Consider the following 15,117-nt stretch of genomic DNA (forward strand, 5'->3'; position numbering starts at 1 on the left):
CTTACATTGCTAACCATCCGCAACAATTTTCCACCTTGAGTAAAAATGCCGATGCCCGCTTATTTGCGCTATGTCTGATTTTGGGGGTAACCAGTTGGACGAGTTTATGCCGCTTGCTTCGCGCTGAAGCTTTGAAGCTTCGAGAGGTCGATTACGTGATGGCTGCCCGCGCTTTAGGAAGCAGTTCTTTTAGTATTCTGCGTAAACATTTGCTGCCTAATGTTATGCATATTGTATTAATTACCTTGGTGTTGGATTTTAGTTTTTTGGTGCTTGCTGAAGCGGTGCTTTCTTACGTTGGTGTTGGTGTTTCACCCATGACTATCAGTTGGGGAAACATGATCAATGGCGCTCGTTTAGAACTAGCGAGAGAGCCAATCGTCTGGTGGCCCATGATGTCCGCCTTTGCTTTTATGTTTACTCTCGTTTTAGCGTCTAACCTTTTTGCGGATGCACTACGAGATGCTTTTGATCCGCATCAATCAAGAGGTTAGAGGTGATGTAAACCGTCTATATTCTTAAAAGGCGAATCAATTTATTCAGCATCTAAATTTGGTAATATCTTAAGATCTAGTGTTTTTTCTTATTATTATTTTGGTTCCCCCAATAACCACTCCACACTGACTGCAAGTTCATCAGCAATGGTTTGAATGGATTTGGATTCAAAAATGACGCCATGCAATAGCGATTCAATTTTAAATTTGGGTAATTTAAATAGTTTGGAGCACGCTTGAACACGCTCAGTCATTAACGTGGGAACGCCAATAGCATCTAATTCATCACTCAAACGTTCAGATAATAGCTTGTTAGACATGATAATCTCCTCTTGATTTACTTTAGTGTAAAACAATTAAGCTTAAGAATTGATTAAGTTAGAATTTCTTGAAGAGTTAGCTATTATTAGCTTTAGTAAGGATTGGTATTTGTATAAGCGCATTGAGGTGAGAACTAAGCATGGATAATAGATTTTCCTCAACAGCAAAAATTGGTTATCTGAAATGGCTTAATACCTTTGTTAGCGTATTATTGTTTTTACTTGGTTCTCCAGTTCTGCTTATGCGGATATTCGAGTGGGCACGGTTAAATTCGATCCGCCCTATGTTCTTCCATATGGGGAACTAATAGGTCATAAGTAATAGTCATTGTGCAAAATGTTATTTATTGATGCGTTATGCTTTTTGTTATCAATATTAGTAAACCTATTGCAAAGATGATCTACCATTTTTTCGTGTCTTCATGCTTGCTCTACCTGGTTGTCTTCGGTAGAGTGCAGTCATACTTTTGGGATAGGCTTTTCTTATGCAACCGCGATTCGTTCATTTACGCGTCCATACAGAGTTTTCAATGGTTGATGGTTTAGTACGCATCAAGCCATTAATGAAAACGATTGTTGAAAAAGGGATGAATGCCGTTGCTGTAACGGATTTTTGTAATCTTTTTGCTGCCGTTAAAGTATTTAAAACAGCGGTTGATCTGGGCGTAAAGCCTATCATTGGTGGCGATTTGCCTTGCCATGATCCGGAAAACCCCGAGCAACTGTCGTCTTTGGTGCTCCTGTGCCAAAATGAAACTGGTTACCGCAATCTAACCGTGTTGGTATCAAAAGCTTATCAGGATGGGCAATATCAGGGACAGCCTCGCGTGCATCATGATTGGATAGCCCCGCATTCCGAAGGTTTGATTGCTTTATCAGGTGGTCGTAAGGGAGCAATCGGTAAAGCTTTATTGGCGGGCGATGAGCCGGGCGCTTATGATCTGGCCAAATCGTTTGCAAGCATATTCCCCAATCGCTTTTATCTGGAAATACAGCGGACGAACCGTCCTGATGAGTCAGAGTATAATGAACGTATTGTTGCTTTGGCCGAGGAGTTGCATTTACCTCTGGTTGCTACAAATGACGTGTGTTTTATTGCAAAAGATGATTTTGAAGCGCATGAAGCTCGTGTTTGTATCCACGATGGTTTAAGTCTTGCTGATCCAAGACGTAATCAACAGTATAGCGCTGCGCAATATTTGCGTTCAGCCGATGAAATGGTTGAGTTGTTTAAAGATTTACCGCAAGCAATAGAAAATACCGTCGAAATTAGCAAACGCTGTACCTTAAAACTTGATTTAGGTAATAATTATTTACCTAATTTCCCCATTCCTGATGGCTCAACGGTCGAAGAGTATTTATCCCAGTTATCAAAACAAGGTCTGGAAGAACGGTTGGGTCAGATTTTCCGTAATCAACCGCCAGAATTAATTCAGAGCGCACGTTTACCTTATGATAAGCGTTTGCAAATTGAGCTTGATGTAATTAATGCCATGGGTTTTCCAGGATATTTCCTGATTGTGGCTGACTTTATCCAATGGGCAAAACAAAACGGTGTGCCTGTAGGGCCAGGAAGAGGCTCGGGAGCTGGTTCTTTAGTGGCCTATGCGCTCAAAATTACGGATCTTGACCCCCTGCAATATGAACTTCTGTTTGAGCGCTTTCTAAATCCAGAGCGGGTATCGATGCCCGATTTCGATATTGATTTTTGCATGGAGGGGCGCGATAGGGTCATTGATTATGTTGCTGAGAAATATGGCCGACAAAGTGTGTCACAAATCATCACCTTCGGTACAATGGCGGCTAAGGCGGTTGTGCGTGATGTGGGTCGTGTACTCGGCCATCCCTACGGTTTTGTCGATAAACTTGCCAAATTAATTCCTTTTGAAATTGGAATGACCTTAAGTAAAGCCCTTGAGGATGAAGAAGAGTTACGACGGCGTTATCAAGATGAAGAAGAGGTCAAAGAGTTGTTTGATTTGGCTTTAAAACTGGAGGGGATTACTCGTAACGCCGGTAAACACGCTGGGGGGGTGGTAATCGCACCATCGAAGCTAACTGACTTTACCGCAATTTATTGTGAACAAGACTCCACCCAGATAGTTAGTCAATTTGACAAAGATGATGTAGAAGCTGCCGGACTGGTGAAATTCGACTTTTTGGGTTTGCGGACACTAACTATCATTGATTGGGCACTTGCTATCGTTAATAAGCAGAAACAAGAGCAAGGAGAATCATCTGTCGATATCAGTATGATTCCAACCGATGATGAAAAGACTTTTGAGCTACTGAAGGCTTGCCAAACTACGGCTGTATTTCAGTTGGAGTCCCGCGGGATGAAGGAATTGATCCATCGTCTGCAGCCAGATTGTTTTGAAGATATTATTGCTTTGGTTGCATTGTTCCGCCCTGGACCTTTACAGTCAGGAATGGTGGATGACTTTATTGATCGTAAGCATGGAAGAGCTAACGTTGAGTATCCACATCCTGATTTGGAACCTATTTTAAAGCCCACGTACGGTGTCATTCTTTATCAGGAACAGGTTATGCAAATTGCCCAGGTATTAGCCAATTATACCTTGGGTGCTGCGGATTTACTCCGTCGAGCGATGGGTAAGAAAAAGCCCGAAGAAATGGCAGAGCAACGTACCATTTTTACTGAAGGGGCTACAGCACGCGGGGTTAGTGAACAAACCGCTACCTATATTTTTGATTTGATGGAAAAATTTGCCGGCTATGGTTTTAACAAATCCCATTCAGCCGCTTATGCATTGGTTGCTTACCAAACCGCTTGGCTGAAAGCACATTACCCTGCAGCCTTTATGGCAGCGGTCATGTCATCTGATATGGATAATACCGATAAGGTAGTAACCTTTATTGATGAATGTGCGCAAATGAAGCTTAAGGTTTTGCCTCCTGCTATTAATAGCTCAAGTTATCAATTTACTGTTGCCGATAATCAGACAATTCTTTATGGACTAGGTGCTATCAAAGGAGTTGGGGAAGCGGCAATTACTTGTATTGTCGATGAACGAAAAGCCGCTGGCCGTTATTCAGGATTATTTAGTTTTTGTCAACGTTTGGATTTACGTAAAGTCAATCGCCGTGTCTTGGAGGCCTTGATTAGAGCCGGGGCTATGGATGAATGGAATGTTGAGCGTGCAGTTCTCTATGCGTCTCTGGAAAAAGCGTTGAAGGTGGCAGATAAGACGCATCAAAACCAAAGCAGTGGTCAGACTGATTTATTTTCTTTATTGGACGATGTAAGTAATCAAGATGATTATGTTGCCTGTAAACCCTGGCCTGAAATGCAACGCTTAAATGGTGAAAAGGAAACGCTGGGTCTTTATTTATCGGGACATCCAGCACAGCAATATTGCCAAGAATTTAAAGATTTTATCAGTTTGATTGCGCGACTGAATCCGGCAACAAGCAAAAAAGCCATGCTATGTGGATTGGTTACTGCAATCAGACGGGTGATGACAAAGCGTGGTAAAAAGCTAACGATTATTGGCTTGGAGGATTCCTCTGCCAAACTGGACGTCGTTGTTTTTTCCGAGGTTTATGAAGCATTACAAACAGATATTCAAACAGGACAGATGATTGTTGTTGAGGGAGAAATCGCTGCTGATGAATACAGTGGTGGTGTTAAAATGACAGCGAATCAGCTCTCTACCATAGAGGAAGCTCGTACGCGTTTTGCTAAATGTATCTTATTGTCTATGACAACTGCTGATGGAGATATACTTCCAACCTTGCAATCCATTTTAAAAACTAACCAAGGAAATTGTGTAGTGCAAATTCGTTATTCCACTGCGAATGCCAGCGCTACTTTGACCATGGGTACTAAATGGTGTGTTAAACCCAGTGATGAGTTAATGCTCCTGCTTGCTGATTTATTGGGGCAAGGCAGGGTTCAGATCAGTTATTAGAGGCGCATATCGGGTCAAGTGCCTGACCTACATAGCTTAATTAAATTTTTCTTCTTTTAGTAAATGAAGAAATTCGGATACAGTTTCGTGACTGGCTTTTTGGTAAGTGCCGCGGCGGCTAATGAATTCTCCAGTCAGCTCCTTGAGTTTGAGCGCCATCTCAGCTGCTTTTACACAAACAGCAATGCCGTTAACGACCATTGCACCGTCGATAGTAAAATTTTTTTGTCGGGCGAGTAACAACATTGGTAAACCGCCTGCCAAAACAACTACTTCTACCCCTTGGGCAATCATCGGTTTAATTTGTTCGGTAAACGCAAGAAGTAGTTTTTGATAAACGGACGAGTTGGTAAATGCTTGCTCAAAATCTTGAACTTGTGCCTCAACAGCACTTACAGCTGTAATTCTTTGCTGCAATCCGTAATAGTTAATTTGATTTTCATGCCAGGGAATAAAAACAGGATTGATAGTGACAAGGCCTATTTTACGTCCCAGACTGCAGGCATGAAGCATGTTAGATTCGCCCAAACCAATTACGGGAATATCGATACAGGCTTTTATCTCGTTAATGCCTGGTTCTTGAAAATGACCAATAACAAATGCATCGTAGCCTTGTTCTTCTGCTTGAATTGCATTACGAATAGTTTGCGCAGCACAGCGAAACTCGGTGAGGGGATGCAGGTTTTTATCAGCAGGGGTTAAGCCATGCACTTCAAATTGAAAATCTTTGTCCGCATACTGATTCAATTGGTCTTGCAAGCGCTGTAAATAATTAGTTTGCTCAGTGGGAGCAACAAAGCTTTGATACCAAATCCGTTTATGAGTGGCCACGATAAGATCCTCCGTGAGTTGATGTTGTTGCCAACTAATTTAAGCCTTTATTGGAGAGCATACTTCACGATTCCACCAACCGCCACCCAGCGCTTGAAATAAGGCAGCAGTATCCATAAAACGATTTGCCTGAGCTTGAGCAAGAGTAATCAGAGCTTGTTGGTAATTTTGTTGAGCATTTAATACAAACAGATGATCAACTGCTCCTGCTTCCCATTGCTGCTGGGCAATGGCGAGGCTTCTCCGAGCTGCTTGAGTTGCATTTGAGGCTGTCTTGAGGCTGATTGCATCAAATTGAATCGCTTTCAGAGTATCTGCAACGTCTTGAAAGGAGGCAAGCACGACACTGCGGTATTGTTCGACTGTTTGTTGATAAGCGGCAATTGCTGCGCGTTTCTTGTGTAATAAAGCACCTGCATCAAAGATCGGTTGTGCCAAATTGAGACCGATATCCCAAAATTTGGTTAATGAGCTAAATAGAGTTCCCAATTCGATCGCAGAACTGCCTGCATCAGCAGTTATGAGGATATTAGGCAGTTGATTGGCAATAGCAACACCAATTTGTGCACTTGCTGCGTGTATTTGTGCTTCGGCAGCGCGGATGTCGGGACGCTGTTCAATCAGACGTGCCGGGATGCTAAGTGGAAGTTTTTCTGGGAAAGTCAACGAGCTTAACTCAAATTTCTGTGCAAACTCCTCACTGGGAAAATGACCGCAGAGAATAGAAAGTAAATGACGTTGCTGGGCAAGTTGTTTTTGCAATGGGGGTAAAGCGGTTTGTGCTTGTGCCCGGGCAGCTTGTTGCGCAGCTACTGGAGCAGCACCAATCTTGCCAACGTTTTGTTGTTTTAGCATCATATCTAATTGTTTTTGCGCAATAGCAATACTCCGTTGGGCTGCTTTGATTTGTGCCCTTATAGAAGCTTCTTGAATAACTGCCATAACCACATTGGATGTCAGGGTTAGATAGATAGCCTCTTGCTGAAAAAGAGCTGTTTCAGCCTGTGCTTGCAAGGATTCAACTTGCCGCATATTGGCACCAAAGACATCAGGAACGTAAGACACGGTGAGTTGAGGAGTTGTTAAACTATAAATATAGGCATTTGATGCAACGATACTCGACAGGGTGTGTGCAGTGAGATGACGAGTCGGATTTAAATTGGCAGAAACATAAGGCAATAAAGTAGCACGCTGAGCCATTACATTTTCTTGTGCTACGCGCAGGGCTGCTGCAGCTGCTTTGAGATCGGGATTTGTTTGCAAAGCGGAAGCGATTAAATCGTTCAGCGACTGAGAGTGAAATAGTTTCCACCACTGTGCTGGTATGTCCAAGTTATTGACCAGGTATTGCTTTTTTCCTCCTGTAGTTTTTACAGAAACGGTGGAAGCAGGTAGTGGTTGAGCAGTATAATTTTTTATTTTTGGCGGCAGGGGACGATGAAAATCGGGGCCTATAGCACAGCTATTTAACATGATAGCTGCCATGAGCGTTATCAGCAGATGACAGCCAGCATGGTGGCATTTTGTTACCCATGTATTGCTCATGGCTTATCCCTGTTTTTACGAATTTCTTTTTTAATTTTTCCTGCCAGCACGCGCTCTTCAATAAAGTAATACAGAGCGGGTAAAAGAAGGAGGGTGAGTGCTGTTGCAGATACCAGGCCACCCACAATCACTGTTGCTAAAGGACGCTGTACATCAGAGCCTAAGCCATGTGCCGTAGCAGCGGGGATCATTCCGATTGCCGCAACGGTGGCAGTCATTAAAACAGGTCGTAATCGTTCCTTAGCACCGTGAATAACTGCTTCTTTCAAGCTGCCTTTATGTTCTTTTTGCCAGCGATTGAGATTGGAAATCATAATGATGGCATTGAGTACTGCTACTCCAAACAGGGCGATGAAGCCAACAGCACTTGATACGTTCAAAGTCATTCCTCGTAGAATAAGAGCAATTAAACCACCAAACATTGCCAGAGGAACTGCAAGAAGAATTAAGCCTGGTTGACGTAAATTACCAAATTGGGAAAACAATAAAACTAACATGAGACCCATCAGCATAGGAACAATAACAGCAAGTCTTGCTTGCGCTCGTTGTTGATTTTCTAATTGGCCACCCCAAACAATTTCGTAGTCAGTATGATCATAGTGAATATTACGGCTAAGTAGTTTCTTTGCTTCATTGGTAAAGGATACCAAGTCACGACCGCGTAGATTTAAACGTACAGTTAGTTGGCGTCGACTCATTTCGCGTGTGATGGTAGTTTGACCTTCTACGAATCTAATTTTAGCGAGCTGTCCTAAGGCAACTTGAGCACCATTGGCAGCTGTCAACAACATATTGCTAATCGCTTTAGGGTTATTGCGAGTAGTTTCATTGAATCTTACCGCGACATCATAACTGCGATCTTCAATATAAATCCGGGTAACTGGACTGCCACCAATACCAGTTTGAATAAGTGCCATGATGTCCGCGATGGCGATCCCTAAACGGGCAATAGCGGCCCTATCAACATCAATGCGCAGTTCTGTCATCGGTGGTTCTTGATCAATAATGACATCTTGAGCCCCAGGGACAGTTTTTAATAGCTGCACAATCGATGTAGCGAGGTGACGGACACCATGAAAATTATTGCCATATACTTTAACAACCAAGTCACTATGAGCACCTGCTACTTTATCTAATACGCCATCAATCATTGGTTGTGAGAAAGCAACTTGAACTCCGGGTAATTGCATATATCTAGCTTGGAGATGTTTAATCAAATCTTGTTTGCTCCACCCTGATTTCCAGGTATTGTAAGGATATAAGGTAATGGCGCATTCTATGTGCGACGGTGTGAAAGGATCCGTACCTTCGTCATTGCGTCCGACCTGAGTAACAATATGATCAACTTCTTTGAATTCCATGGTAGCAGCCCGTAATTCGGCAGCCATCTTTGCTGCTTTGTCCAGTGAAATGCCAGGAGGCAGGGTGACTTGTAGCCAGATAGATCCTTCATCGAGATAAGGCAGAAAATCTCTTCCAATAGACATTCCTAAAAGGGTAACTAGCAGGAAAGTAGAGAGAAATAACCCCACCACTAGTTTATTCTTACCAATCAAGCGGTCTAATAACGAGTCATAGCGTGGCATTATCCATAAGAGAAAGCGATTTTTATAGATGTGAATAGGATTGTGATAAGACCAATAAGCAAGGCCAGGGATTAGTGTTAAGGCCACTAATAACGCGCCAATCAAGGCAAAGCCTACTGCAAAGGCCATAGGCGAAAATAATTTATATTCAATTTGCTGGAAAGCAAAGAGGACCGAATAAGCAGTGATGATAACGAGAATGCCAAAGAAAATTGGTTGGGTGACTTGTAAGGTTGATTGCAGAATATCTTCTTCAGTTAATATTGCTTTTTCATCTTCTTCGCGACGACGCAAAATATTTTCCATCACCACGATTCCACCATCAACAATGATCCCGAAATCGATTGCCCCCAGTGATAATAAATTGGCAGGAATATTAAAATTATACATACAGATAAAGGCTATTAATAAAGAGAGGGGAATGGTTAGAGCTACAATCGCAGCCGCTCGCACACTCCCTAAAAAAACAGTAGAACAAGGGCAACCATTGTCATTCCGTCAAATAAGGTTTTACCCACAGTATGAACGGTAGCATTCACCAGATCGCTGCGATCAATATAAGGAACAATTTTCACTCCCTTGGGCAAGATGTGTTTATTGAGAGCATTGACGGTTTTATGTACACCATCCATGACTTGCGAGGGGTTTTCGTTTTTAAGCATCTGTGTTATCCCTTCGATAACATCACCTTGCTCATCTTTACCAACAATACCGTGTCGCTCCTTACTACCAAGCTTGATTTCACCAATATCTTTAATAAATACTGGAACATTATTGTATTGAGTTACTTGAATATTCGCAAAATCGTTTAGGTTGTGAATTAAACCTACACCGCGGACAACGATACCTTGTTCCCCGCGTTTCATAATACTGCCACCTGCACTGGCATTGTTTGCATTAATCGCTTGTGTAATTTGTCCTAGCGAGAGTTTATATTTGGCCAATTTTATCGGATCAAATTCAAGTAAAAATTGGGTGGTCAGACCACCGAAATTAGCCACCTCAACAACACCTGGTACTTGTTTAAGCTTGGGAATGACTTTCCAGAACTGTAGCTCAGATAATTCAGCCAAGGTATGCGTCTGTGATTGTAGGGTGTAGCGATAGATTTCACCAATAGGCGAGGTTAAGGCATCTAGCCCGGGTTGGGCGCCATAAGGCAACGCAACGTCGTTTATTCGTTCGAGTAGGCGCTGCCGGGACCAATAATTTGCTGCACCATCACGAAAGACGACAGTAATCAACGATAAACCAAACGTACTGCGTGAGCGCATGATACTCATACCGGGTGTGCCGATAATCTCCCGTTCCAGAGGAATAGTAATTTGTTGCTCAACTTCTTCAGCCGCAAGTCCATTGACCTGGGTGATAACCTGAGAAGTAGTGGGGGCTATATCTGGGTAAGCTTCCAAAGGTATTTGCTTCCAACAATAGAAACCATAGAAAGCGACAAAGATAAAAACAAGAACAACAATTCCGCGGCGTTGAAAGCACTGGGTGACTAAATTTTCAATCATTCAATATGATTCCCCCAGTTACCACCACTCGCTCGTTGACATTCAAACCTGAAATAATCTCAATGTGTTCGTCAAATTGGGCGCCGGTTTTGACGATTCTTGTTTCAAATTGCCACGGTGCGGTTTCAATAAAAACAATGCTGTCAAATCCTCGTTGAATGACTGCTGTCACCGGTAGGACAATACTTTCATGAGGATTACCATAGAAGATTGCTTTAGCAAACATATTTGGTTTTAGTCGCCCATCTTTATTGTCATGAATCATTTGAATACTGACAGTACGAGTATCGGGGTTCACTACGGCGCCAATATGATGAACGACGCATTGTATAGGCTGTCGATAAGCATCCAACACTATTTTGACTTTTTGACCTGGGTAAATATTGCTAATATCTTTTTCCTGAGCACTCGCAGTGATATATACCTTCGATAAATCAGCCACAGTCATGATTGGTTGTGTTGCATCATTCCAGTACCCGCCCACCGCGGCGTTTAATTCGATAACATGCCCCGAAACAGGGGAACGAACAACCAAGACATGTTTGTCGTCATTTTTAGTATTTTCCACACGTAATTCAACTAATCGGGCGTTGGCTCGTGCAAGTTCACTGACTACTTGCTCATAATTATTCTGTGCCTCTTCTGTATCATGGCGAGCAGCAATATTAGATACGGTAAGTTTTTGCTGGCGTTTGAGATTTTGCGTTGCGAATACCAATGCAGCCTTTGCTTTATCCACATCGCTCAATGCTTGAGCCAGAGCAGCGGAATCGATAGTGAACAAGGTTTCGCCTGTTTTAACTGAATCGCCAAGACGTTTATTGAGCGTGCTGATTCGCCCCAAAAGTGGTGGTAGAACCTTAATCAATGTTGCTGGATCGGCCTCAACAATCGCTGGAATACTAAAGGGATCTTCGACGGTTTGTTTGGTCGTAGTTTGAATAGTAATCAATTTTCGTAGTGGTGATTTTTCCGGAATAATTAGTCGGCGATCTTTATGCAATAAAGGAATAATGACTTCAGGATGTTTCGAAAATTGTTTTGAACAACTCACAACTAGCCAGGAAATAAATACCAGAATGACTAAACCTGACAAGGCCCAAAAAATACGTTTGGAGACAAGCAATTCCCAATTCAAAGCAATTATCCTTTTACTTTGATGCCCAATTAAAAAACAACACGGTTTGGTCACAGAGAAATATTAAAAACTTCTTTTTATCAAGTAGTTTTTCTGCATACATTACCTGTTTATTTTGAGGTAATCAAACTGATTTTCTTAAAGAATTCTCTTTGTGAAGATGTTTTCCATTTACGCGGTAGTGATAGTTGAGATGGCTTATTAAAAAAAGCACTCACCGCATTTTTTATAGCAAGATAGATTCATGAAAATACAGTATTAATGGATTAGTTTTATCCCCCCTTTTTTGCTGACGGGCATAGGCTAACATGTAAGATTAGTTACTAACGGGTTGTTATAATGACTATTTTTTACCGATATCTTGTAATTTGTGTATTAGGCCTATCGATATGGCCTAATACCTATGCAAGTACGAGTAAAGATAATTTTTATCGTAGCTTTTGGCTTCCCACTTATCATGGGGAGCGTTTGAATTATTGTATGCTCGGCGGTAAGATTTGTGGTATGCAATTAGCCACTCGTTATTGCCGAATAATGGGTTATGCCTATGCTAATCAGCAAATTATTGATTATAATGTAGGTTTAACCAATTATATGTCTACTTCTCCAGTGTGTAGGGCACAGTGTAAGGGTTGGCGTTGCAATGGTTTTAAAACGATTCGTTGCGTTGCCAATATGAGCCACAAACCACCAAAATCCTACCACTATCGTTTAAGACGCTTTGTCTATCCCCGTTATAATAATTACCGTGTTGATTGGTGTTATGACGGACAAAAAGGGTGTGGACAGCGAGCGGCTTATTCATTTTGTCGCCGCTTAGGATATTTGTCCGTGCGTCGGTATGCCAAGCAAGATAACGTAGCTGCCACAAAGGCTATTGGTAATCAAAAATTATGTTTTGGTAATGCATGTAACGGATTTGCTTACATCAATTGCTATCGATAAAGAAAGACAAGGAAAGACATTGTGTTAATTATTTATGACACTAATAAAAAATATAGTCATTTATTTGACAGTCTGTTGGTTATTAACCAATACTCAACATTAGATAACCAGGATATAGGGATGCGGTTATGAGCAACAATGAAGCAATTTATATCATTGATGACAACGAAGAACGTTGTCACAAGCTCAGTACTATCTTGAGTTTTGTGGGCGAAACTTGTTTTCATGCAAATTATAGTAATTGGCAAGCTCAATCTTACCAAAATGCTCAGGCAATCGTAGCCGGTGTAGGTTCTACTTATAATGATACGATTGAATTTTTGGATGAACTTGGAACTAATGCGCCCCAATTACCCGTTATATTGGTCGATTCTCCCATACCTGAGAATCGCTACTATGCTAAAAACGTCTTAGCAAACCTTTGTTTCCCCTTCAGTTATGCGCAGATGCTAGAGGCTTTGCATAAATGCCAAATTGCTCAGGAAATTGCTTCGGCTCAAGCCAGTAACGAAAAGCGAACCCCTTTATTTCGTAGTCTCGTCGGTAATAGTGATTCAATTCGACAAGTACGCCGGTTGATTGAGCAAGTTGCTAATACTGAGGCGAGTGTATTACTGTTAGGAGAGTCGGGTACGGGTAAAGAAGTCGTGGCGCGCAATATTCATGCTCTATCTTCACGCCATAGCAAGCCTTTTATTCCTATTAATTGTGGTGCCATTCCAGCTGAGCTGTTGGAAAGTGAATTGTTTGGTCATGAAAAAGGCGCTTTTACTGGGGCAATTACTTCAAGACAAGGGCGTTTTGAATTGGCAAATGGCGGCACATTGTTTCTTGATGAGATTGGGGATATGCCTTTAGCTATGCAGGTTAAACTGCTAAGGGTATTGCAAGAGAAATGCTTTGAGCGTGTTGGTTCCAATAGAAGTGTCGAGGTCAATGTCAGGATTATCGCTGCAACGCACAGAAATCTTGAGCAGGCTATTGAGGAAGGGAAGTTTCGCGAAGATCTTTTTTATCGTTTAAATGTATTTCCTATTGATATGCCTCCTTTGCGAACTAGACGCGAAGATTTACCCTTGCTGGTGAATGAGTTGACTGCCCGGATTGAAGGAGAAAATAGACCGAGTGTTCGTATTATGCCCGGCGCATTAGACGCTTTAAGCCGTTATCAATGGCCTGGTAATGTGCGCGAGCTTGCCAATCTTGTTGAGCGATTGTCTATTTTATTCCCCAATGGCATTGTTGATATTGATGATTTACCGAGGCGGTTTAAAGCAGATCACGCACCTGCAACGAATACGGCAGCGAGTGGCAATGAGCGCGAGAGCTTGCTTGAAATGGTTAGCCAGGAACAAGCTTTTTCCGGAGATGGTATTGATCTTAAAGAGCATTTGGTAAAAACGGAGTTAGCGCTTATTAGTCAGGCATTGGATGAGTCGGATTGGGTAGTGGCTCACGCCGCAAGTTATTTAAATATGCGTCGTACTACTTTGGTAGAAAAGATGCGTAAGTATGGTTTAACACGCCCGGAACGTGCCTGACATGTTTCACCCCAATTTTCTTTGTTAGAGAAATTGGGGACAGCATGTAACTATTACTCGCAAGTATAGAGGAACGTTCTTAAGCTTGCCCGCTGTTATCAGATTTTTCGTCTTCTTTTACGATTTCTTCAGCAGCTGGTTTAGTCTTTTTTGCTTTAGCAGGAGGTTCTTCTACCGGTGTGGTTTCTGGTTGAACCTGAGGTTGCTCAGGAGCTTGAGCTTGAGGAGGTGTTTCAGGCGTAGGTTTAGGCGGTGCGGCAGCAGCTTGTTCTTCTGCTTCGCGTTTTTCTTATAGTCGTCGATAATTTCACTGACGCTGGTTTTGACATCCTTGAAAAGCTTACCCGCAATGGAACTCAATTCTTTAAAGTCCGGTAGCTTTGATTTGAAATCACCCATGATTTACTCCGTGCTGACAGTTTAATTTCTTTATTCGTTAAGTATATACAACTATATGAGAAAAAAACTGTAGTTATTAAGCAGGAAACTTGGGGGTGTTCCCAGGTTTCCTGTATTGTGGGTTGTTAGGCCCAGTGATGCAGCAATTTCATAGCTGGTTGTAATATTTTGTCAAGAAGGGAGCGCTTACCATGAATCGCAATCTTATAGGCATTATTGTCTGCCATTTTTTCAGTGATGTAATCGTCACTGGTTTTCAAGCTATCTACCAATCTTAAGTCAAAAGCATCTTTGGCTATCCAATGTTCACCAGTTGCCACCTTTTCGATATCCAATTGTTGGCGATGGCTAAGAACGTAGTCTCTAAATGCCCGATGAATTTTTTCTAATTCTTCTTGAAATTTTTCGCGTCCTTTTTCCGTATTTTCAGCAAAAAGGGTCAGTGTACGTTTGTATTCACCGGCGGTTAATAATTCGAAGTCGATATTATTTTTTTCAACCAACGGTGAAAATTAGGTAATTGAGCAACAACACCAATTGAGCCCACAATAGCAAAAGGAGCAGCAATAATCCGATTGGCAACGCAAGCCATTAAATAACCGCCACTGGCAGCAATTTTATCAATACAAACGGTCAGTGGTATTTTTTATCGCGTATACGTTGTAGTTGGGAAGCTGCTAATCCATAGCCATTCACGGCGCCACCAGGGCTTTCCAGACGAACAACGATCTCATCCTTTTCTTGCGCAATTGCCAGAACGGCAGTAATGACATCACGAAATTCATTGACTTGCGAGGCTTTATATCACCATGAAAATCAATCACATATAATGACGACTTTTCTTCTTTCTTCTTCTTTTCTTTCAGGCT

Annotated in this window: 9 protein-coding genes and 2 pseudogenes; 4 read left to right on the top strand and 7 right to left on the bottom strand. The window is 42.0% G+C overall.

Annotation, left to right across the window (positions count from 1 at the left end; all coding sequences use genetic code 11):
- Window positions 1-494 (top strand): ABC transporter permease (locus tag BN58_RS08820; protein ID WP_019216506.1); only part of this gene is annotated, 494 nt, incomplete at its 5' end.
- Window positions 495-589: 95 nt separating this feature from the next.
- On the opposite strand, the gene BN58_RS08825 is transcribed toward BN58_RS08820, so the two are convergent.
- On the bottom strand, window positions 590-814 hold the full coding sequence (locus BN58_RS08825; RefSeq protein ID WP_019216507.1) for a hypothetical protein: 225 nt from the start codon (window positions 812-814) through the stop codon (window positions 590-592).
- Window positions 815-1,299: 485 nt separating this feature from the next.
- On the opposite strand from BN58_RS08825, the gene dnaE reads away from it, so the two are divergent.
- The gene (gene dnaE, locus BN58_RS08830; protein ID WP_019216508.1) at window positions 1,300-4,746 is read left to right on the top strand and encodes a DNA polymerase III subunit alpha; all 3,447 of its coding nucleotides are present in this window, start codon (window positions 1,300-1,302) and stop codon (window positions 4,744-4,746) included.
- Between the two features lie 36 nt (window positions 4,747-4,782).
- On the opposite strand, the gene BN58_RS08835 is transcribed toward dnaE, so the two are convergent.
- The 4 genes and pseudogenes from BN58_RS08835 to BN58_RS08850 all read right to left on the bottom strand — a co-directional run bounded on the left by BN58_RS08835 (window position 4,783) and on the right by BN58_RS08850 (window position 11,363).
- Window positions 4,783-5,577 carry an aspartate/glutamate racemase family protein gene (locus BN58_RS08835; protein ID WP_019216509.1) on the bottom strand — a complete coding sequence of 265 codons (795 nt, stop codon included), beginning with the start codon at window positions 5,575-5,577 and terminating at the stop codon, window positions 4,783-4,785.
- Between the two features lie 39 nt (window positions 5,578-5,616).
- Window positions 5,617-7,122: an efflux transporter outer membrane subunit gene (locus tag BN58_RS08840; RefSeq protein ID WP_019216510.1), complete on the bottom strand. Its 1,506-nt coding sequence runs from the start codon at window positions 7,120-7,122 to the stop codon at window positions 5,617-5,619.
- Window positions 7,119-10,225: pseudogene (locus tag BN58_RS23585) on the bottom strand (efflux RND transporter permease subunit). The gene BN58_RS08840 and the pseudogene BN58_RS23585 overlap by 4 nt, the downstream one beginning before the upstream one ends.
- Window positions 10,218-11,363: an efflux RND transporter periplasmic adaptor subunit gene (locus tag BN58_RS08850; protein ID WP_019216511.1), complete on the bottom strand. Its 1,146-nt coding sequence runs from the start codon at window positions 11,361-11,363 to the stop codon at window positions 10,218-10,220. The pseudogene BN58_RS23585 and the gene BN58_RS08850 overlap by 8 nt, the downstream one beginning before the upstream one ends.
- A 339-nt stretch (window positions 11,364-11,702) precedes the next feature.
- Here BN58_RS08850 and BN58_RS08855 point away from each other — a divergent pair, with 339 nt between their 5' ends.
- Together BN58_RS08855 and BN58_RS08860 are read left to right on the top strand one after the other, a co-directional pair.
- A complete protein-coding gene (locus tag BN58_RS08855; protein ID WP_019216512.1) occupies window positions 11,703-12,308 on the top strand; it encodes a hypothetical protein in 606 nt (201 codons plus the stop codon).
- A gap of 128 nt (window positions 12,309-12,436) precedes the next feature.
- A complete protein-coding gene (locus tag BN58_RS08860; RefSeq protein ID WP_019216513.1) occupies window positions 12,437-13,849 on the top strand; it encodes a sigma-54 dependent transcriptional regulator in 1,413 nt (470 codons plus the stop codon).
- 171 nt (window positions 13,850-14,020) lie between these two features.
- Here the strand turns inward: BN58_RS08860 and BN58_RS23590 are convergent, their stop codons facing one another.
- Together BN58_RS23590 and sohB are read right to left on the bottom strand one after the other, a co-directional pair.
- Window positions 14,021-14,248: a hypothetical protein gene (locus tag BN58_RS23590; protein ID WP_051131874.1), complete on the bottom strand. Its 228-nt coding sequence runs from the start codon at window positions 14,246-14,248 to the stop codon at window positions 14,021-14,023.
- 125 nt (window positions 14,249-14,373) lie between these two features.
- A pseudogene (sohB, locus tag BN58_RS37690) lies at window positions 14,374-15,117 on the bottom strand (protease SohB); the annotation flags it as partial.

It is taken from the genome of Legionella tunisiensis (assembly GCF_000308315.1).
In the GTDB taxonomy this organism is placed as follows: domain Bacteria; phylum Pseudomonadota; class Gammaproteobacteria; order Legionellales; family Legionellaceae; genus Tatlockia; species Tatlockia tunisiensis.

Bases quoted from the DNA above. Each gene is read 5' to 3' on its own strand.
- BN58_RS23590 (WP_051131874.1), bottom strand. From the start codon at position 14,248: ATGGGTGATTTCAAATCAAAGCTACCGGACTTTAAAGAATTGAGTTCC.
- BN58_RS08840 (WP_019216510.1), bottom strand. From the start codon at position 7,122: ATGAGCAATACATGGGTAACAAAATGCCACCATGCTGGCTGTCATCTG.
- dnaE (WP_019216508.1), top strand. From the start codon at position 1,300: ATGCAACCGCGATTCGTTCATTTACGCGTCCATACAGAGTTTTCAATG.
- BN58_RS08860 (WP_019216513.1), top strand. From the start codon at position 12,437: ATGAGCAACAATGAAGCAATTTATATCATTGATGACAACGAAGAACGT.
- BN58_RS08855 (WP_019216512.1), top strand. From the start codon at position 11,703: ATGACTATTTTTTACCGATATCTTGTAATTTGTGTATTAGGCCTATCG.
- BN58_RS08825 (WP_019216507.1), bottom strand. From the start codon at position 814: ATGTCTAACAAGCTATTATCTGAACGTTTGAGTGATGAATTAGATGCT.